Source organism: Variovorax boronicumulans (assembly GCF_029892485.1).
Taxonomy (GTDB): domain Bacteria; phylum Pseudomonadota; class Gammaproteobacteria; order Burkholderiales; family Burkholderiaceae_C; genus Variovorax; species Variovorax boronicumulans_B.
Window position 1 is genome coordinate 1 of record NZ_JARXVG010000022.1, and the last position, 19842, is coordinate 19842.

15 protein-coding genes are annotated in these 19842 nt (G+C 65.6%); 4 read left to right on the top strand and 11 right to left on the bottom strand.

What is annotated here, in order from left to right; all coding sequences use genetic code 11:
- The 7 genes from M2282_RS29775 to M2282_RS29805 form a co-directional block, all read right to left on the bottom strand.
- Window positions 1–1445 (bottom strand): ESPR domain-containing protein (locus M2282_RS29775; protein ID WP_280812373.1); only part of this gene is annotated, 1445 nt, incomplete at its 3' end.
- Between the two features lie 472 nt (window positions 1446–1917).
- Window positions 1918–2667, bottom strand: a complete 750-nt coding sequence (locus M2282_RS29780; RefSeq protein WP_280812374.1) for a winged helix-turn-helix domain-containing protein — start codon at window positions 2665–2667, stop codon at window positions 1918–1920.
- 72 nt (window positions 2668–2739) lie between these two features.
- Complete coding sequence (locus M2282_RS29785) at window positions 2740–3531, bottom strand: winged helix-turn-helix domain-containing protein (RefSeq protein ID WP_280812375.1); 792 nt, start codon at window positions 3529–3531, stop codon at window positions 2740–2742.
- Between the two features lie 97 nt (window positions 3532–3628).
- Window positions 3629–4378: a TerC family protein gene (locus M2282_RS29790; RefSeq protein ID WP_280812376.1), complete on the bottom strand. Its 750-nt coding sequence runs from the start codon at window positions 4376–4378 to the stop codon at window positions 3629–3631.
- Between the two features lie 132 nt (window positions 4379–4510).
- Entirely contained in the window at window positions 4511–7435 is a 2925-nt protein-coding gene (locus M2282_RS29795) for an autotransporter domain-containing protein (RefSeq protein ID WP_280812377.1), read from the bottom strand.
- Entirely contained in the window at window positions 7432–7965 is a 534-nt protein-coding gene (locus M2282_RS29800; RefSeq protein ID WP_280812378.1) for a YqhA family protein, read from the bottom strand. The genes M2282_RS29795 and M2282_RS29800 overlap by 4 nt, the downstream gene beginning before the upstream one ends.
- A gap of 153 nt (window positions 7966–8118) precedes the next feature.
- Complete coding sequence (locus tag M2282_RS29805) at window positions 8119–10404, bottom strand: LamG-like jellyroll fold domain-containing protein (RefSeq protein ID WP_280812379.1); 2286 nt, start codon at window positions 10402–10404, stop codon at window positions 8119–8121.
- A gap of 470 nt (window positions 10405–10874) precedes the next feature.
- Here M2282_RS29805 and M2282_RS29810 point away from each other — a divergent pair, with 470 nt between their 5' ends.
- The gene (locus tag M2282_RS29810; RefSeq protein ID WP_280812380.1) at window positions 10875–11573 is read left to right on the top strand and encodes an HAD-IA family hydrolase; all 699 of its coding nucleotides are present in this window, start codon (window positions 10875–10877) and stop codon (window positions 11571–11573) included.
- 70 nt (window positions 11574–11643) lie between these two features.
- Here M2282_RS29810 and M2282_RS29815 read toward each other — a convergent pair whose 3' ends face one another.
- The 4 genes from M2282_RS29815 to M2282_RS29830 all read right to left on the bottom strand — a co-directional run bounded on the left by M2282_RS29815 (window position 11644) and on the right by M2282_RS29830 (window position 15619).
- A complete protein-coding gene (locus M2282_RS29815) occupies window positions 11644–12138 on the bottom strand; it encodes an Lrp/AsnC family transcriptional regulator (RefSeq protein WP_280812381.1) in 495 nt (164 codons plus the stop codon).
- 99 nt (window positions 12139–12237) lie between these two features.
- Window positions 12238–13641, bottom strand: a complete 1404-nt coding sequence (locus tag M2282_RS29820) for an aspartate aminotransferase family protein (protein ID WP_280812382.1) — start codon at window positions 13639–13641, stop codon at window positions 12238–12240.
- 152 nt (window positions 13642–13793) lie between these two features.
- Window positions 13794–14729, bottom strand: a complete 936-nt coding sequence (locus M2282_RS29825) for a 2-hydroxyacid dehydrogenase (protein ID WP_280812383.1) — start codon at window positions 14727–14729, stop codon at window positions 13794–13796.
- An 11-nt stretch (window positions 14730–14740) separates the two neighbouring features.
- Window positions 14741–15619 carry a GNAT family N-acetyltransferase gene (locus M2282_RS29830; protein ID WP_280812384.1) on the bottom strand — a complete coding sequence of 293 codons (879 nt, stop codon included), beginning with the start codon at window positions 15617–15619 and terminating at the stop codon, window positions 14741–14743.
- A gap of 511 nt (window positions 15620–16130) precedes the next feature.
- Here M2282_RS29830 and M2282_RS29835 point away from each other — a divergent pair.
- The 3 genes from M2282_RS29835 (at window position 16131) to M2282_RS29845 (ending at window position 19838) form a co-directional block, all read left to right on the top strand.
- The gene (locus tag M2282_RS29835; protein WP_280812385.1) at window positions 16131–16796 is read left to right on the top strand and encodes a haloacid dehalogenase type II; all 666 of its coding nucleotides are present in this window, start codon (window positions 16131–16133) and stop codon (window positions 16794–16796) included.
- A 34-nt stretch (window positions 16797–16830) separates the two neighbouring features.
- A complete protein-coding gene (locus M2282_RS29840) occupies window positions 16831–18123 on the top strand; it encodes an NAD(P)/FAD-dependent oxidoreductase (RefSeq protein WP_348541753.1) in 1293 nt (430 codons plus the stop codon).
- 92 nt (window positions 18124–18215) lie between these two features.
- The gene (locus M2282_RS29845; RefSeq protein ID WP_280812386.1) at window positions 18216–19838 is read left to right on the top strand and encodes an ABC transporter substrate-binding protein; all 1623 of its coding nucleotides are present in this window, start codon (window positions 18216–18218) and stop codon (window positions 19836–19838) included.
- The last annotated feature ends 4 nt before the right edge of the window (window positions 19839–19842 follow it).

The window sequence follows — 19842 nt, forward strand, 5'->3', positions numbered from 1 at the left end:
AGCGCCAGGTTGTTGCCGACGTTCAGGCGGCCCTGCTTGAGCGCGGTGCCGCCGGCGTAGCTGTTGGCGGCGGTGAGCGTCGTGGTGCCGGCGCCTTGTTTGACGAGCGAGCCGGTACCGCTGATCGTGCCCGACAGCACGAGCGCATCGGAGCGGTTGATGGCGAGGGTCGCGTTGTCGACGATGTCGCCCTTCACCGAACCGGCCGTGCCGCCGTTGCCCAGTTGCAGTACACCGGCGCTGATGGTGGTGAGGCCGGTGAAGGCCTGGTCCTGCGTGAGCGTGAGCGTGCCCGCGCCGGTCTTCTCGATGCCGCCCGTGCCGCTCACCAGGCCCGCGTAGCTTGCGTTGTCGGGCTGGGCGAAACGCACGAGTCCGTTGTCGGCGATCGCTGCTGGCGCGAACTGCGCGCTGCTCTGCAGCACACCGCCCGGGGCGACGGTCATGCTGCCCGTGTAGGCGCTGTTGTCGGCGCCCAGGACCAGCGTTCCGCCAGCCACCGTGGTGCTGGTGATGCCCGCCGTCGCCAGCGCGATATTGAAGTTCCAGGTCCCGCTGTTGTTGACCAGCGTCTCGAAGCCGGCGAGAGACAGCGGCGCGAAGGTGGCGCTTGCGTTGTCGTCGCTGTTGAGCGTGAGCAGGTCCGCGCCCGCACCGCCGGCGATGTTGCCGGTGATCGAGGCGCCCGTGTACCAGCGCAGCGCATTGCTCGCATTGGCGAAGACGAGCGAGCCGAAGAGGCTGCCCCGGTTGGTGAAGTCGACGGCCATGTCACCGCTGGCACCGATGACGGTCGCGGTGGTCGAGTTGGTGCCGGCGCCCGCGATGATCGTGCCGTTGTTCACCACGGTGTTGGCGCCACTGCTCGCCTGGAACCAGATCGCCGTGTGCGCGGAACTGATCGTGCCGTGGTTGGTGATGGTGTTGCCGCTGCCGACCGGATTGATGGCTTCGGTGTTGGTGCCCGCGCCGTTGGCGCTGACGGTCGCACCCGACTCGATGGTGACGGTGCTGTTGTTGTTCACCTCGATCGTGTTGGCGCCGATGCTTGGGTAGGGTGACGCACCGTTGTTGACGGCGTTGTTCTGCACCACCGCCCCGCTCTGCACGACGATGCTCGACGCGTTGCCGATGCTGATGCCCGAGCTGTTGCCGGTGCTGATCGTCGTACCGGACGCGACCGACACCGCCGTGCCTTCCGGCGTCGCCAGTCCGGCGCCCACGGTGGTGTTCTGATCGGTTCCCGTGCAACTGATCGTGTTGGCATTCGTGTCGGTCGTGCACGCGGCCGATGCGGGAAAGCTGGCCGTCGCCAGCGAGGCGACTGCGAGCAGCACGGCGCCCTGCGTCGTCGCGCTCGACCTGCCATGCCCGCGCCCGAATTCGGAAGCAACGGTCCAAAGCGCCAGTGCGCTGTTCCAGATAACGCGAAATATTCTGTTCATGACCTGCATTTGCAATTGATGGCGGCACCGGTTCGACCCGTGCTCTATGCCTCCCTGGCGAGCCGCGGACTTTAATGCAACCAATTGAAACCTCGACCGCTCCAATTGGTAGATTTGTGATGAAATTTGCATTTCCGCAACTATCACGGAGATATGTTGGTTTTTATTGGCATCAAATATGGAATTCACAAACTCATATGTCGATGCAATCCAATTCTTCCAATTCAATGGAGAAATCTTCAACGATGGCAAGCACTTACGTCGTTACGCATTTCAGAAAATCAAACGGATTGCCGCACCATCAAATTTGAAAAATAATTCCACTGCTTTCATCGACAAATAAAACATACTGCAAAAATTGACCAGTCAATCCGGGATGCATTGCCGGCTCGAAATGGCAGGAGGAATAAAAAAACGGCCCTGAAGGCCGTTTTTTCTTGTCGATCAATTGGCGCGTTCACGCGCTGCCCGTTCAACAGGCGGCGGGCTGGTGTTCCTCTTCATTCATTGCAGTGCACTTCGACAGCAGATAGCCCTGCCCATAGACGGCCCTCAACACGAAGCCGTTTTCTTCGCACAGTTCGAGCTTTCTTCGCACGTTGGCCGCGCACACGTCGAACACCCGCGAGTCGCGCCGGGCCGTGGGCCTGCACAGCGCCCGCCAGAGCCAGTCGCGCGTCATCACGCGGCCCATGTTGCGAAACAACTCCAGCGCAAAGTCGAACTGGCGCGGCTGCAGCGGAATCTCGCGATCCCGATGCAGCACGATGCGACGGCCTTCTAGGAACCGGTAGTCGCCCCAGGTGAGGTTGGGCGACTGGGCCGCCTGCGACGAAGCCTTTCTTCTCGCGATCAGCGCGCGCATCCGCCAATCCAGCTCTTCGTCGGTGGTTCTTGCGACGTCGAAGTCGATGGCGTCGCAGCCTTCGAAGTCCTCGTTGTGAAACGGCATCTGCCCCCACTGCGCCCGATCGACGAGCAGGAGCGCCGGCATGCCCACGTCCTCTTCGCCCGCGGCAAGAACCCGCTGGACCAGATCGTCCCGCAAGGGCGCCAGGAGCAAGTCGAATCGCTGGGGTTTTCCCAGCACGCCCAGCAGGTTGTCCATGTGGGTGAATACGACGGTCTGGTGCCCCATCGAACTCAGCTTGTTCTGCAGCGCCGCGCTGCGCATGACATCGTTGTCATACAGCGCGATGAACAGGTCTTGTCGTTCAATCATTCGTGTGTTCAAGCCAGCAGGAAAACCGTCGCCCGGACGATCGCAGGCGACGCGTGAGGTACGCACATCAGATCAGGCGTGAAGGCGCTCTTCGAGCACATAGCCCTCGCCTCGCACGGTGTGCAGCAGCTTCGTTTCGAACGGCGTGTCGAGCTTGTTGCGAAGGCGCAGGATGGCCACGTCCACCGCGTTGGTCCTGCCGTCGAATTCCGTGTTCCATACGCGCTGCGCGAGCAGTTGCCGAGAAAGCACCTCGCCGGGGCTGCGAAGCAGCACCAGCAGCAATGCGAACTCCATCCGGGTCAATTCGAGCTCGATGCCGTCGCGGAAACACCGCGCGGTGCGCTCGTCCAGTTCCAGGTCGCCCAGGCGCAGCACCGGCATGCGGCGCACGGTCGGATGCCGGGCCAGCGCCTTGACGCGCGCCAGCAGCTCGGGAAACGGGAACGGCTTGACCAGGTAGTCGCTTGCGCCCAGCTCCAGGCCCGCCATGCGCGCGGCAACGCTGTCGCGTTCGGTCAGCACCAGCAGGGGCGCATCGGTCTTGCGGCGCAGCGATTGAACCGCGTTGAACCCGGCCGGCCCAGGCCGCATCGAGTTCAGGAGGATGAGCGCGTAGTCCCCCGCGAGCGCCGCGTTCGCCGTGGCGTTGTCGCCGGTGGCGATGTCCACGGCAAAGCCGTTGCTCTCCAGCCCTTCGCTGAACGACCTGCACTGGGTCGACTGGTGGTCGATCAGCAGGACCCGCATCGGGTCCACCTCGTCGTCGAGGTGCGCCATGGCGCCGCCGCCGGCCTGGCCGGCACCGAGGAAGGAGCCGCTCAGCGCGGTCTCGAAGGGAAGCTGGGATACATACAGTCGCACGGGTTCTCCTGTTCCAGCGCCTGGAGGAGCTGTCGTGCTTTTATATGTTTATGACGGATCGTTGACCTAATCCATCATCTCCCCACGATGCGGTATTTCAGCCGCCGGGCATGCGCGGCGGGTGCAGTTCCACGGCCTTGGCGGCCTTCTTGCGCATGCGGATGTTGAGCATCTCCACGGCCAGCGAGAACGCCATCGCGAAGTACACGTAGCCCTTGGGCACATGGTGATCGAAGCCTTCGGCGACCAGCACCACGCCCACCACCACCAGGAAGGACAGCGCCAGCATCTTGATGGTCGGGTGGTTCGAGACGAAGCGGCCGATCGGGCTGGCGAACAGCATCATCAGCAGCACCGAGACGATCACCGCGGCGATCATGATCCGCACGTCGTCCACCATGCCGACGGCGGTGATGATCGAGTCCAGCGAGAACACCAGGTCGATGATGACGATCTGGAGCATGACCGACGCCAGGGTCGCCTTGACCGCGCTGGCCTTCTGCTCGTGCTCGCCCTCAAGCGACTGGTGGACCTCGGTCGTGCTCTTCCAGATCAGGAACAGGCCGCCCAGGATCAGGATCAGGTCGCGGCCCGAGATGCCCTTGCCGAACACCGAGAACAGCGGGGCCACCAGGCCCACGATCCAGGCAAGAACCAGCAGCAGGCCGACGCGCATGAACATGGCCAGGAACAGCCCCGTGCGCCGCGCGAATTCGCGCTGGGCCGCGGGCAGCTTGTCCACCAGGATCGAGATGAAGATGATGTTGTCGATGCCCAGCACCAGCTCGAGCGCCGTCAGTGTGGCGAAGGCGACCCAGGCCTGAGGATTCGTCACGAGTTCAAGCATTGAAGTTCTTTCGATCCGGCCGCGCCGGAGAAGGTTGATCGGATGGAAAGGGCGCGGACCCCGCCGCCCATCGCCCGCCGGCAGCGCGGGGCGTGACGATCCTATCGGAAGCGGACGGCCTGCTTCACTGCACTACCAGCGCGCACGCATGCCGCCGGACCCCTGCAGCGAAGACCGCGCGCGCAGGCCGCCGCCCGTGGCATGGAGACGGCCCAGTTCGCCGTAGACGTCGACGATTTCGGACAACGCAAGGGTGAAGCCGCCTGCCAGTTCCACGCCGCGGTAGCCGGTGGCGGCGGCGATGCGGGTGACGGCCGCCGCGTTGACGAACTGCGCCACGTCGGTGCCCGCGCCGGCGCTGTAGAAGTTCAGGCGCGCATAGGGCTGCAGCAGGCCGGCGGCCGTTGCAATCTCGCCGCGCATGCGCACGCCCAGCCGACCCAGCCAGCCGCCGCCGGTCTGCTGCGAGACGCGTGCGCCGCCGATGACCGTGTCGTCCAGGTCGAGCGTCTGGTGCACCACCTGGGCCTGCGGCTCGATGCGCCAGCCCGGCCAGCCCGGTGAGAGCGCGAACGCCTGCCCGATCTCCAGCGAGGCGACCAGGCTGCGGCCCCGGCCCGCATTGGCCGGATTGCCCATGGCCTCCACGCCGTAGCGGTGGCTGCCGGCCTGCAGCACGGCGTCGGCATAGCGTTCGCTCTCGCCCTTCCATGTGGCATAGGCGCCCAGGTAGCGCGAACGCAGGTCGTTGCTGCCCACTGCACCCTGCACGCCGCGCGCGAAGCCCTGCACGCCGAGCCGGCCCTCGAGCTGGCCGACGTACACGCCGGCGCGCCATGCCGAATCCGCCGGCGCGAACAGGTCCATGCCGGTCTGGAAGCCTCGCATACGCCCTTCGCTCGATGGCGTGACCGTGCCTTGCTGGCGCAGGTCGACGTCGGCATGAACCAGCCGGCCCCATGCGGCGTGCTGGCCCTGCACCGCGGCGCCATCGCCCGTGCGCCGATGGAGGTTGCCCAGCATCGCCAGATCGGCCTGGCGAAGCTGCGACGGCAGTGCGGAGAACAGCGGCACCTCGGCGCGGTAAGTCGCAACAAGAGGCACCGGGGTGGGCGGCGTGCCGGCCACCCCAGCTGCGTCGGATGTGGCCGGGGCCGGCGGACTCGCGACCGCGGGCGTGGTCGAGCGCAGATACCAGTTCTCGCCGTCGCCCGATGCATTCGCGCTGTAGAGCCGGTATTCGTAGGCGCCCGCATCCACATGGCCACCGGCGAGGGAGAAGCCGCTCTTCGTGGTCTGCGCCGTGGTCGTCGCGCCGTTGATCGCGCTCACGAGCATGATCCCGTCGCCCGTTGTCAATGCGCCGAGGCCGCCCGCGTTGCGCACCTGCAGCGTGGTGCTGCCGCTCACGGCGCCGCCGTCGATCACGATGCGGTCGGTCGATGAAGCAGAGTCTCCGAGCGCCGTGCGCAGGGCCACCACACCGCCCTGCCCCACCCAGTTGCCGTTGACGGTGAGCGTCTGCGGCACGAAGCCCGAACCCGGCGGCTGGAAGTCGATGCGCCCTGCCAGCGCAAGGCTGCTCAGCGAGGAGTTGCCCGTCATCGTCCAGTGGCTGGTGCCGTCGATGGCGAGTGCCACCGGGTCGATGCTGCCCGTCAGCGCAGAGCCGTTCAGGAGGCGCATGGAGACGGTGCTGGTGGCGTCCGTCACCACGTTGCCGGTCAACGTGCTGTTGTCGGCGGCGAAGGCCAGGCTGCTGCCGTTCACCGCGTGCAACAGGTTGCCGGTGCTGCTGGCCGTGGCACTCGAATTCTTCAGCGTGAGCGTCGCGCCGGTGGCCGCATCGACGCGCACGAGATCGCCCGATGCGCTGGCGATCGAGAAACCACCGAAGCTCGCGCTCTGGCCCGCGCCCGTGAAGAAGCCCAGCGCACTGCCGGCGGCGGCGATCGAGCCCGTGCCCGTGGCGCTGATCGACGGACTGTCCGCAAGCAACGCAGCGCCGTAGCTGCTCGCATCGGTGGTGGCGATGGCGAGCGAGCTGGTCGCATTGAGCGCACCACCGCCGGTGACCAGGAGGCCTGCTGCGTAGGACTCTTGCGTACCGGCCGGCGTGTTCGCCTGCGTGGCGCCGGTGACCCGTATGTTGGCCGGGCCCGCGAGGTTCACCTGCGATCCCGCATCGCGCACCGAGATGCCGATGCCGTTGATTCCGCTCGATTGGATCGACGTGGTCGACGACGCCGTGGCCGTGGCCACACCGCCCGTGACCGCGCGAATGCCCGAGCCGTTCAAGCCCGCGTTACGCAGGTCAGCCACGCCGGCATAGGTGATGGTTGCGGTGCTGCTGATCTTGAGCGTGGCGGCTTGCGTACCGGTCACGCCCAGGTTCAGGCGGCCATTCAGGCGCACGGTGCTGCCGTTGTCGGAGGTGATCGCATCGGAGCGCATGTCGCCGCCCGTGGTGACGGCCACCGCACCGTTGGCTTCGATGGTGGCGCCGGTGGTGGCGCGGATACCGGGTGCGAAGGCGCCCCCGGCGCCGATGGCGACGCCGACGCTACCGTTCAGCACGACGCGGGTGTTCGCACTCTCCGCATAGATGCCGTAGTTGCTCGATCCGTTGGACAGCGTCATCGACAACGGCCCGTTCACGTTGACCGTGGCACCGTTCGCTGCGCGCAAACCGCGAATGCCGCTACTGGCACCGGGACGAACCAGCGTCAGCCCGCCTTGCAGGTCGATCTGCGAGCCGGCGTCGGTGGCATGCACGCCGTTGATGCCGTTCTGCGACAACGACATGGAGACCAGGCTCGCCGCGTTGACCCCGCCTCCCGTCGACGCACCCAGCGCCGACTGGCCTGCGGGTATCCCGCTGCTGCCGTAGCTGCCGGCCGCGCTGCACACCGAACCCGCGGTGGCCTGCAATCTCGCTCCGGGCGAAGTGACGCAGGCCGCCATTGCATGGCCTCCCACCCACAGCAGCAGCACGCCCGGAAGGGAGTGCGCCAGGCGCAAGCCTCGTGTGCTGCAGCGTGAACCGGCGTTGGTCATTTGCGCTTGCTGTCGGCAATCCAGTCCATGACGGCGAACAGCACGCCCGACACGACGAGCGTGAGATGAATGCCGATGGCCCAGGCCATCTCCGTCGGATTCGACGTGCGCACGTTGAAGAAGTACTTCAACAGGTCGATGGCCGAGATGGCGACGATCGAGCCGATCAGCTTGATCTTCAGGTCCGACAGACCGACGCTGCCCATCCACTTCGGGCGGTCTTCACTCGGGCCGACATCGATCTTGGAGATGAAGTTCTCGTAGCCCGCAAAGATGATGATGAGCAGCAGGTTCGCCACCAGGGCGGCATCGACCAGACCGAGGATGGCGATCATGGCCTCGCCGCTGTTGCCATGGACGATGGGGGCATAGGAAGCCACCAGCGCGCCGGCGAACTTGATCAGCAGGAACCCGATCGCCACCACCAGTCCCAGGTAGAAAGGGACCAGCAGCCAGCGCGTGCGAAACAGCATCAGCTCCAGGAGCGATTCCGTTCTGCGCAGCAACCCCGACTTCGGCTCGTCTCTCATTCGATTCTTCTTGGTGTTGACGCCGCATCTCCGTGCCGGAAGTCGAGCTGGGATGAGCGGCGCAATTGAAACTGCTAGGCAATTTGTATTTTGTTTGTTTTATTGCCAGCAGGAATGAGATGCAGCCTCTCGTTTATCCGTGCAATCGAGCGTTCAGGCCGCCCGCGCCGTGAGCCACTTGTCCGAGGAAAGCGGCGCACCCACGATGCGGATCTCGCCCAGGCTCCCCAGGAAACCCGTGGACATGTTGCCGGCCCACTGGCCGCAGCCGATCGCGATTTGCTGCGTGGGGGCCACGTAGCGGATGCCTTTCATGTTCGTGTTGTTCCGCAGCACCGGAGCGCCTTCCACGTACATGGTCGTCGAATAGGAAGCGGCCGGATCATTGACGATGGCCACGTGCAGCCATTGGCCCGCCGACACGCCGCCGGACCAGCAGGTCAGATTGGTGTTCTGGTCCGTCGGGACGATTTCCCATTGGAATTCCATCAGATTCGAAAAAGCGAACATCAGGGCGCAATCGCCGTCGCCCGAATCGAATCCGGGCAAATTCGATCGCGCACCCAGGCGATACATGATCCCCATCCAGCCGTTGACAGTCGAGTCGAAGGCCGGATCGATATAGACGAAAGCCTCGATGGTGTAGCCATTGGGGAAAGTCTCCACATTCAGTGGCGAATTCTGGTCGGTGGTGAAATAGGACGATTTGCTTTGGGTCGCATTCCGGAAACGCAGGCTTCCGGGTGCCGACGACAATGGGTGATGGCTCTTGGACCACGTCAGATCGCCCGGATCTCCCATCCAGATATTCAATGAAATCGGGTTTTTGGCGTCGATCGATGAATCCGGAATTTGCTGCCCCGCCTGGTAAGGGAACAAATTTCCCTCGGCTGCCGCCGCATTGAAAAATCGCCAATGCGCAAGGGTGCCGGCAACCTTGGGATAATCCTCCGTGCCTGACGGCAGCTTGGCGGCCTTTTGCGGCGGCTGGCTGTAATTCGTCAAGATCAGCTGTTTGGCCGCATCTGTCAATGCCGCGCCGGCCGTTCCTTCGGAAACGGAGAAATTGGCATTGAAGGAAACGAATCTCCTGGCGAAATCGATGTCGATGGAAAACGATTGATTTGTATCCGTCAGCCAGGCCGCGTCGAAATCATTGAGCGCTTCCGCGGGCTTCAAAGGCACCCACGGAGAAAACAAGCTGGCAATGATTTTCTTGTTCGTGAGGTCGAATTCATACATCCGCATGAGGCCGTTGCCGCCCATGTAGGCCATTTGATAATCGACCACCATCAAATGGACGTCGTTGCCGAAAGAATTCTTCTTCACGCTGGCGCAAGAGCCATGGTAATGGCCGCTGACGGCCATGAAGATCTGGTCATTGTTACGGATGAGCTTGTCCCAGATGTAATTCGAATAAGCGGTGTCCGCAGCGGTTTTGCCGTCCGTTCCGATACCCATCAATTGGTGATTCACCAGGATGACCGGAACCGTCTTGTGCGTCTGTATGACCTGGTTCGCCCAGGCAATGGCGTCGTCCGACGCTCTCCACGACATGGAGAGCACGAGGAATTGATTTCCCTCTGCCTGGAAAATATGGTATTCGTGAAAACCGGATGAATGCCGGCCGCCGAAAGTCGACTGTTTCCTGGCGCGATCAGCCGGGAAAACCTGCAAATACGGCTCGAACAGATTTTCTCGATTTTTTCCGCCGTCCTGATAACCGTCGTCATTTGCAAAACCGGACACGCCCACACCCCAATCGGGTCCCCATTGCGTGACCTTTTTGACGGCTCCCACGTCGTGATTTCCGGCACAAATCGAATAGGGACATTTGGCTGCCTCGAGCACCTGCATGGCTTGGCTTGCAAGCTCCCATTCTTTCGTGACCTGGCCATTGCTCAATTGGCCGTTGCTTACAAGGTCGGTCGAATCGCTCCAGGGTGTCGATTTTTCATCCTCGAAATACCAGGACTGGTCCACGATATCCCCGAGATGGATCGTGAACGGCATTTTCAATTGCTGGGCATTTTGCGCAATCCACTGCGTCTGGCTTTTGAATGGATTGTCGTATTGCGGCTTGATCGTCGGATACAGCTTCTGGTAGAGCTCGCCCATTTTTTCCGACGCGTAGCGGGGATAGAACTGGGTGTCCGGCAATACGGAAATGGTGAAGCTGGATACTTTTTGGGCTGGAGGTGTCTGGCCGGGCGGATTCTGACTCCCGGGTGCAGATCCATTGTCTGAACCGCCCACGCCCGCGATTGGAAATGCCCCGGTGCCGCCGCCACCGCCGCCGCCGCAACCGGACAGGGTTGCAATTCCTGCGGCAGAACCGGCAAGCATGAATTTCAGCAATTCACGCCGCCGGTTTTCCGGCACGCGGGCCAGTTCGTTCAAATCAATTGAATTTTCTTTCGCATCTTTACGATTCGTCATTGCATCGAAACCCGTGGGCGTACTGTTATTTACGGGATGCTGGACGATCCCGAACGGCCACGACTCTATCCACGGAATATGATGCTTTGATGAATCCATTCCCGCGAAAAACTACGCATCCACGGGCTATTCACTCAAATTTTCACGAAATCCTTTGACGCACCGGGATTCTTGAAATCGACGAATTTCGCGTGCGTTGCTGCACGGGAAGGACCTAACGGTCCCTGAAAAATTGGAGATGACAGCCGTGAAGAGAATTTGCTGCGGCAGCGAATTTTCCTTCTTGCGTCGCGAAGTGTCAGGTCTTGCTCAGGGTGCAGCGTCCATGCGGAGCGCTGCGCAAGAAGATGCCGGCCGCGCCCGCACAACGGCATCCTGTGCCGCGGCGCGCATGCAGTTCAACCACGCGCTCGCAGGGGCGAACCTATGCTGGACAACGTCATGCCTTTTCATCACGTTGGAGTTTCTTCATGTCCCTGCAAGATTTCAAGGTCCTCACCTTCGACGTCGTCGGCACGCTGATCGACTTCGAGGGCGGCATGCTCGCGTACCTGCGCAGCGTGGCGCCCGACGCGCGCGTGAGCGACGACGACTTCCTGGCCGCCTACCGGCGTGCGCGCGCCGACGGCAATGCCGGCTGGTATCCCGACGACCTGGAGCGCTGCTGGCACGCGGTCGCGCCGGCGCTCGGCCTGCCCGACACCGACGCCGCTGCGCGCGGCCTGCGCGACTCGGTGGCGCAATGGCCCGCATTCCCCGATTCGGTCGAGGCGCTCAAGCGGCTCGGCAAGCGCTTCAAGCTGGTGACGATGACCAATGCGCAAGCCTGGGCGCTCGCGCATTTCAACAAGACATTGGGCTCGCCCTTCGACATGCTGCTCAGTTGCGACGACGCGCTGTGCGAGAAACCCGACGCGCGCTACTTCGCCTATGCACGCGGCCGCTTCGAAGGTGCCTGGGGCTACAGGCAGGCCGACAACCTGCACGTGGCGCAGAGCCAGTACCACGACATCGGCATCTCCATGCAGCTGGGCATCGCCACCTGCTGGATCGAACGCCGCCATGCGCAGAAGGGGTCGGGCGGCACCATCGAATCGAAGCACACGGTGCCCGACCACCACTTCCACACGCTGGCCAAACTGGCCGATGCGGTCGAGGCGGGACGCTGACCCTGCCCCGCTCACCGGCAGAAACGGCCGATGGAGAAGGCTCGGCTCGATCGGCGTCGAAGAGCGCCCCTCAGCGCTCGTGGGGAAACAGCCGTTCGATCGGACAGTGCGTCTTGATGAACGGCGACTTGATGACGATGTAGCTGAAGTACTTCGAGATGCCGATGTTGCGTTCGAGCAGCCCCTCGATCACTTCCTGGTAGTGGTTCACGCCGCGCGTCAGAAAACGCAGCAGGTAGTCGTAGCCGCCGCTGACCAGGTGGCATTCGAGCACTTCGTCCACCTCGCGGATCGCGGCCTCGAAGCGCACGAAGTCTTCGCGGTGATGGTCCTGCAGCGTGACCTCGGTGAACACGGTCAGCGTGTCGCCCAGCTTCTCGAGCCGGAGGTGCGCGCCGTAGCCGGCGATGTAGCCGGCCTGCTCCAGCCGCTTGACGCGGATCAGGCAGGGGCTGGGCGACAACCCGACCGCATCGGCCAGGTCGACGTTGGTCATGCGCCCGTTCTTCTGCAGTTGCGCCAGGATGCGCAGGTCGAGTCGGTCGATCTTGTTGGCTTCTGACATGGCGGTGCCCGATTGCGAGAGGAGTTCCGATTCTGCGTCGGCCGCAGGTTCTTGCGGGCTATTGCAGTGCTTGCGTGTGCGCGCCGGCCTCCCGGCCCCTCAGGCCGCCAGCGCGGCGCGCACGTCGGGCGCCTCGAGCACCTCGTCGAGCGTTTTCTTCAGCCGCGCGAACAGCTGGGCGAATTCGTCCTCGGTGAACGTGAGCGCGGGTGCGAAGCCCAGGATGTGGTCGCCGAAGGAGCGGAACACCAGGCCGTTGCGGTAGCCGGCGGTGAAGATGCGGTCAGCCAGTCCGAGCGCCGGGTCGAAGCGGCGCTTGCCGGCCTTGTCGCTCACCAGTTCCAGCGCCCCCAGCAGGCCGCGGTGGCGCGCGTCGCCCACCAGCGGATGCGCGCGCAGCGCCTCGAGCCCCGCCGCGAAGTGCGCCGCACCGCGCTGGCCGTTGGCGAGCACGCCGCCCTCTTCGTAGAGCCGCAGCACCTCCAGCGCGACCGCGGCGCCGACCGGGTGCGCCGAATAGGTCGCGCCGTGGCCGATGGGAGCGCCCTCGGGCGCGCCGTCGGCGATGCCGGCGTAGACCTTCTCGGACATCATGGTCGCGCCCATCGGCACGTAGCCGGCGGTGAGGCCCTTGGCCATGGTCATCAGGTCGGGCTCCACGCCTTCGGCCTCGCACGCGAACATGGGGCCGGTGCGGCCGAAGCCGGTGATGACCTCGTCCACCACGAAGAGGATGTCGAGCTCGCGCGCGGCCTCGCGCATGGCCTTCAGCCAGCCCTTGGGCGGCACGATGACGCCGCCCGAACCCTGGATCGGCTCGCAGAAGAAAGCGGCCACGTTGTCGGCGCCGAGCTCGGCCACCTTGGCGCGCAGGGCCGCGACCGACGCGGCGATCAGCGCCTCGGGATCGCCGCCCGCGGCATGGCGATAGGCGTAGGGCGATTCGATGTAGTGCTGCGTCGGCAGCGGCAGGTCGAAGCCGCGGTGAAAGGCCGGCAGCGCCGTGAGGCCCGCACCGGTGGACGAGGAGCCGTGGTAGCCGCGCTCCAGCGAAATGAACTGCTTCTTCGAAGGCCGGCCGGTCGCGTTGTAATACTGCACGATGAAGCGCACCGCGGCATCGATCGCCTCGGAGCCGCCCAGCGTGAGGTACACGCGGGTCAGCGACGCGGGCGTGATCTGCACCAGCTTCTCCGCCAGGCGGATGGCCGGCTCGCTGCTGAAGTGGAAGTAGCCGGTCGCGTATGGCAGCCGGCGCATCTGCTCGGCCGCGGCCTGCACCACGCTCTCCTGCCCGTAGCCGACGTTCACGCACCACAGGCCCGCGAAGGCATCGAGCAGTTCGTGACCCTTGCCGTCGGTCAGCCAGGCGCCGCGGCCCGAGGCCAGCACGGTGGGGCCGCGCTGCTCGTGCACGCGCCAGGGCGAGACGGGATGGATGAGGTGCGCGCGGTCGATCGCGTCGAGCGCGGCATGGTGGGGCAATGCGGTGGGATGCGTCATGACGGTGTGTGTGTGGTGCGAGAGCGAAGGAAGCTGTCGATGCCCTCAGCTTAGGCGCCGCACCGCACGACGTGGTGCTGCTTTGGGGGTGCCGCGCGAAGCAGGCTGCGGTTGTGTGCGGCGCGCGCAGCAGATCGTGCGGCGGGCCTTTTTCAGTAGCCGCGCGTGCGGTCGACGCGGCCGAGCATCGGCTCGCCGGCCTCGAAGCGCGCGAGGTTGTCGAGCACCACGTGCGCGGCGCTCGATGGCTGCGTCATGCTCGCGATGTGCGGCGTGAGCTGCACGCGCGGATGGCGCCAGAAGGCATGCGCGGGCGGCAGCGGCTCGGGGTCGGTCACGTCGAGCACCGCATCGCCGATCTGCCCGTCGGCGAGCGCGGCCAGCAGGTCGACCTCGACCAGTTGCGGGCCGCGGCCCACGTGCACCAGGCCCGCGCCACGGGGGAGCATCGAGAACAGCGCCGCATCGAGGATGCCGCGCGTCGCATCGGTGAGCGGCAGCAGGCACACGAGGATGTCGGTGCGCGCGAGGAAGGCCGGCAGTTCATCGGCACCCGCATGGCACTGCACGCCATCGACCGCATGCCGCGAGCGGCTCCATCCCGCGCAATCGAAGCCCAATGGGACCAGCGCCTCGAGCACTGCCTGGCCGAGCGAACCCAGCCCCAGCACGCCCACGCGCCGCTCGCCCGCGGGCCGCACCGGTAGCGGCCGCCACCGGCCTTCCTGCTGCTGGCGCCGGTATTGCGGCATGTCGCGATGCAGGCCGAGCACCGCATGCGTCACGTACTCGACCATGCCGCGCACGATGCCGGGCTCGATCATGCGGACCACCGGCAGCGCCGCCGGCAATGCGGCGAAATCGAACTGGTCGACACCCGCACCGGACGAGAACAGCACCTGCAGGTTCGGAAAGCGCGCGGCCAGGTCGTGCGGCGGCTCCCAGGCCGCGAGAAAGCGCACCTGCGCCGCATCGCCGATGTCGGGCCAGATGCGAAAGTCGATGTCCGGCCGGCGGCGGCCGAACACCTCGGCCCACTGGCGGCCGCGCACCGGGTCGGACTTGTAGAGAAAGGTGAAGGCTCCCACGAACGGCTCCTTCAGCCCACGGCCTGGGTCACGAGGGCGAACAGCGCCGGTGCGTCCGCGGACCGGGCCAGCGGCGCACCGCGCACCATCGTCGTGGGCGCATCCACGCGCAGCAGGCCGATGCTTTCGAGCCATTCGGCCAGGCCGCTGTCGAAGTCGATGTCGATGCGCGTGAAGTTGCCTGCATTCATGCCGGCGAGGTGCGCGATCAGCGCCTTCGCGCCCTCGGCATCGGGCGCGACCACCGGCCCGATGCAATGGCCCCTGCCGAAGCGGCGCAGCATGGCAAAGCCCTTGGGCGCGTTGTCGTGGTCGAGCACCACGCAGGCATCGGCGCTTTGCAGCAGCCCGTCGATGAGCGCGTCGCGCGGCATGCCTCGCGCCGCGGCATCGAGCGCCTGCAGCGCGGGCAGTTCGTTCAGGCCCGCGGGCCGCAGGCGCCAGCCGCGCTGCAACGCGATCAGCGGTGCCGGCTGCGCAAGGCCCTGGTGCTGGCGGACTTCACCGGTCCGCACGAAACCGAGCCGCTCGTACAGCCCCCGTCCTTCCGACGTGGCGTGCAGCAGCACGGTGTGGTCTTCCAGCCCTTCGAGCAGCGCGCTCATGAGCCGATGTCCGATGCGGCGGCCCTGGCATGCGGGCGTGACGATCACCAGGCCGATGGTGGCGTGGCGCTCGCCCCAGCGCCAGCGCAGGGCGGTGGCGACGATCTCGCCGTCGCGCTCGACCACGGTGCCTTCGGCATGTGCGAACACCTGCTGCCAATCGGCCAGCCGGTGCGGCCAGCGCAGTTCGGCGGACAACGCATGGGCATGCGGCAGGTCGGCGGATGTCATCGGTCTGAGCACCACGCCGTCCATGGCGGGTGCGTTCGCAGCGGGTTCGGGCATCGGGAATCTCTCTTGTTGCGGCGGGAATGGCATGTCCATCTTGGACGACATTGCGGCGCCGCACCAGACCGAATCGGCCCTTCGCCGCAACTCGCAAGCTTCGCCTGCCACGCACCCCGGTCTCGCAATTTGCTGCGGTGGCGAGCCCGCATACGCACACAAATGCCGCGTCGATCTGCCTAGCATCGGTCGGCCCATTCCCACATACCGCCGCCCTTCTTCACCACTCTTGCCATGCAAGTCTTCCATCCGCGACATGTGCAGTTGCCTGCGGGCCGCTCCGCTTCAAAAGCGTGCCCATCGACTTCGCCGCGCCGCACCGAGGTGCATGGCCGCACGCCGAAAGGGCAGACCGCACGGCATGCTGTCGCCGCCCCCGCAAACCGCAGCTTCGGTTCGGGCGGCACCGCTTTTCCCTACATCCCCGACGCGACTGCGTGCTGCAATCACTTCGTAATGAGCTTGTCGCAATTCCTCTCTGTTTGCCATCTTTGAAAAAGGACTCGAGACCATGACCTTCCGTCCCAAATACGTGACCTTCGACTGCTACGGCACCCTCACCCGGTTCCGCATGAAGGAGATGGCCGCCGACCTGTTCGCCGACCGCATCCCGGCCGAGCGCATGGCCGAGTTCCATGCCGACTTCACCGCCTATCGCTTCGACGAGGTGCTGGGCGACTGGAAGCCCTATGAGGTGGTGCTGAAGAACGCGGTGCGGCGCCTGTGCAGGAAATGGAAGATCCAGTACTTCGACCTGGACGCGCAGAAGATCTACGACGCGGTGCCCACCTGGACCCCGCACGACGATGTGGCGGCGGGCCTGGCCAAGGTCGCCAAGGAGATTCCGCTGGTGATCCTGTCGAACGCCTCGGACGACCAGATCCAGAAGAACGTGGCGATGCTCGGCGCGCCCTTCCACCGCGTCTACACCGCGCAGCAGGCCCAGGCCTACAAGCCGCGCCTGCAGGCCTTCGAATACATGCTCGACTCGCTGGGCTGCAACCCGGAAGATGTGCTGCACGTGTCGTCGAGCCTGCGCTACGACCTGATGTCGGCGGACGACATCGGCATCGTCAACAAGGTGTTCGTCAACCGCGGCCACGGCCCGGGCAACCCGGCCTACCGCTACACCGAAATCCAGGACATCGGCGGATTGCCCGGCGTTGTCGGCCTCTGATCTCCCGCACTCCATCCATCCGCACCACCACGCCATGAAGCTCGACTCCTACTGGACCGATTCGGCGCCGGCCTTCTCGCCCGCGGTGCATGCGCTGCCGGGCCAGGTCGACGTGGCCATCGTCGGCGGCGGCTTCACGGGCCTCTCGGCTGCGCTGGCCTTCGCAAGGCGCGGCGCCCGCGTCGCGGTGCTGGAGGCCGGCACGCGCGTGGCGGCCGAAGCGTCGGGGCGCAACGGCGGGCATGTCAACAACGGGCTGGCCGTGGACTACGCCGATGTGGCCGCCAAGGTCGGCATCGCCAAAGCCCGCGCCTGGTACCACGCCTACGACGCCGCGGTGGACACCGTGGCACGGCTGGTGCGCGAGGAAGCGATCGACTGCGACTTCATGCGCCACGGCAAGCTCAAGCTCGCCACGCGTGCGAACCAGATGGGCGCGCTCGAACGCAGCGCGCAGCGGCTGATCGACGACGGCGTGGACACCGAGGTCGAGATCCTCGACGCGGCAAGCGTGCGCGGCGAGGTGCAGAGCGAGCGCTTCCATGGCGGGCTGCTCTACAAGCGCAGCGGACAGATGCACATGGGCCGCTTCGCCCAGGGCCTGGCCACGGCCGCGCAGCGCCATGGCGCGCAGATCCACACCGGCACCGCCGTGGAACGCATCGAGCGCCTGGGCCAGGGCCACGCGCACAGGCTGCACACCGCGCGCGGCACCGTCACCGCGCAGCAGGTGCTGCTGGCCACCGGCGCCACGCGCCACGGCGGCTACGGCAGCTTCGGCTGGCTGCGCCGGCGCATCGTGCCGATCGGCAGCTTCATCGTGGTGACCGAGCCGCTCGGCGCAGAGCGTGCGCAAGCGCTGCTGGCGGCGCGGCGCACCTACACGACGGTGGCGAACATCCATCACTACTTCCGGCTCACGGCCGATCACCGGCTGGTGTTCGGCGGACGCGCGCGCTTCGCGATTTCCAGCCCGCAGTCGGATGCCGCGAGCGGCGAGATCCTGCGCGCGGGGCTGGCCGAAACCTTTCCGCAGCTCGGCGCCGTGCGGCTGGACTACTGCTGGGGCGGCCTCGTCGACATGACGCAGGACCGCCTGCCCCACGCCGGCGAGCGCGACGGCCTCTACTACGCCATGGGCTACAGCGGCCACGGCACGCAGATGTCGGTTCACATGGGCGAGCGCATGGCCGCCGTGATGAACGGCGATGCCAACGCGAACCCCTGGCAGGACCGCGCCTGGCCCGCCATTCCCGGCCACTTCGGCGCGCCGTGGTTCCTGCCGGCGGTGGGGCTTTATTACTCGCTCAAGGACAAGCTGGCCTGAGAGGCTGAGCACCCCCCGAGTCCGTCGATTTTCCGTTCCGTGTTTGTTTGTTCTTCAACCCTCAGTCACCGGTCCCACAGGAGTACCCCACCATGAGCGACAGCAGCAACAAGAGGTTCGAAAACCTCGTCGGTCCCGGCGAAAGCCTTCGCGTGATGGATTCGCTGAAACGCGGCGCCTCGCGGCGCGACATCCTGGCAATGCTGATGGCCGGGGGCATGCAGGCCACGCTGGCCGGCAGCCTGGCCGGCATGGCGGTGACCGCCCATGCGCAGACGCCGCGGCGCGGCGGCCGCATCCGGGTGGCGGGCGCCACCGCAGCCGCGACCGACACGCTCGATCCGGCCAAGCAGTCGAACCAGACCGACTACTCGCGCTGCAACATGGTCTACAACGGCCTGACCACGCTCGACGGCAGCCTCACGCCGCAGCCCGCGCTGGCCGAGTCGTTCAGCACCAAGGACGCGAAGACCTGGGTCTTCACGCTGCGCAAGGGCGTGACCTTCCACGACGGCAAGGCGCTCTCGCCCGCCGACGTGGTGTTCTCGGTGATGCGCCACAAGGACCCGGCCACCGCCTCCAAGGCCAAGGCGCTCGCCGACCAGATCGAGAGCGTGAAGGCCAGCGGCCCGAACGAAGTGACGGTGGTGCTCACCGCGCCGAACGCCGACCTGCCGGTGATCCTGGGCACCTTCCATTTCCACATCGTCAAGGACGGCACCACCGACTTCAACGCCGGCATCGGCACCGGCCCCTACAAGCTCAAGGAGTTCAAGCCCGGCATCCGCTCGGTGGTGGTGCGCAACGACGCCTACTGGAAACCGGGCAAGCCGTACCTGGACGAGATCGAGTTCGTGGGCATCGGCGACGAGAGCGCGCGGGTCAACGCGCTGCTGTCGGGCGGCATGGACCTGGTGGGCTCGGTCAATCCGCGCTCGGTGGACCGCGTGAAGGGCACGCCCGGCTTCGGCATCTTCGTCACCCAGTCGGGCCAGTACTCCGACCTGGTGATGCGCAAGGATGTGGGCCCCGGCGCCAACCCCGACTTCGTGCTCGGCATGAAGCACCTGTTCGACCGCGAGCAGATGAAGAAGACCATCGCGCTCGACTACGCGGTGATCGGCAACGACCAGCCGATCGACCCGACCAACCGCTTCCACTTCGCCGGCCTGCCGCAGCGCCCCTTCGACCTGGACAAGGCCAAGTTCCACCTGCAGAAGTCGGGCATCACCGGCAAGGTGCCGATGGTGGCATCGCCCGCAGCGCTGTACTCGGTGGAGATGTCCCTGTTGCTGCAGCAGACCGCGCAGCGCGCCGGGCTGGAGCTGGACATCAAGCGCATGCCGGCCGACGGCTACTGGTCGAACCACTGGCTCAACAGCCAGGTGGGCTTCGGCAACGTCAACCCACGGCCGAGCGCCGACGTGCTGCTCACGCAGTTCTTCCAGTCGGGTGCGGCGTGGAACGAATCGCGCTGGAAGAGCGACAAGTTCGACCAGCTGCTGCTCGCCTCGCGCGCCGAGACCGACCTGGCCAAGCGCAAGCAGATGTATGCCGACATGCAGACCATGATCCACCAGGACGCGGGCATCGGCATTCCGCTGTTCCTGGCCAGCATCGACGGGCACAGCGCCAAGCTCAAGGGCCTCGCGCCGATTCCGCTCGGCGGCCTCATGGGCTACAGCTTCGCGGAGAACGTATGGCTGGAAGCCTGAAGCC

Coding starts and splice junctions, on each gene's coding strand:
- M2282_RS29780 (WP_280812374.1), bottom strand. CDS start 2,667: ATGATTGAACGACAAGACCTGTTCATCGCGCTGTATGACAACGATGTC.
- M2282_RS29790 (WP_280812376.1), bottom strand. CDS start 4,378: ATGCTTGAACTCGTGACGAATCCTCAGGCCTGGGTCGCCTTCGCCACA.
- M2282_RS29795 (WP_280812377.1), bottom strand. CDS start 7,435: ATGACCAACGCCGGTTCACGCTGCAGCACACGAGGCTTGCGCCTGGCG.
- M2282_RS29800 (WP_280812378.1), bottom strand. CDS start 7,965: ATGAGAGACGAGCCGAAGTCGGGGTTGCTGCGCAGAACGGAATCGCTC.
- M2282_RS29805 (WP_280812379.1), bottom strand. CDS start 10,404: ATGACGAATCGTAAAGATGCGAAAGAAAATTCAATTGATTTGAACGAA.
- M2282_RS29810 (WP_280812380.1), top strand. CDS start 10,875: ATGTCCCTGCAAGATTTCAAGGTCCTCACCTTCGACGTCGTCGGCACG.
- M2282_RS29815 (WP_280812381.1), bottom strand. CDS start 12,138: ATGTCAGAAGCCAACAAGATCGACCGACTCGACCTGCGCATCCTGGCG.
- M2282_RS29820 (WP_280812382.1), bottom strand. CDS start 13,641: ATGACGCATCCCACCGCATTGCCCCACCATGCCGCGCTCGACGCGATC.
- M2282_RS29830 (WP_280812384.1), bottom strand. CDS start 15,619: ATGCCCGAACCCGCTGCGAACGCACCCGCCATGGACGGCGTGGTGCTC.
- M2282_RS29835 (WP_280812385.1), top strand. CDS start 16,131: ATGACCTTCCGTCCCAAATACGTGACCTTCGACTGCTACGGCACCCTC.
- M2282_RS29840 (WP_348541753.1), top strand. CDS start 16,831: ATGAAGCTCGACTCCTACTGGACCGATTCGGCGCCGGCCTTCTCGCCC.
- M2282_RS29845 (WP_280812386.1), top strand. CDS start 18,216: ATGAGCGACAGCAGCAACAAGAGGTTCGAAAACCTCGTCGGTCCCGGC.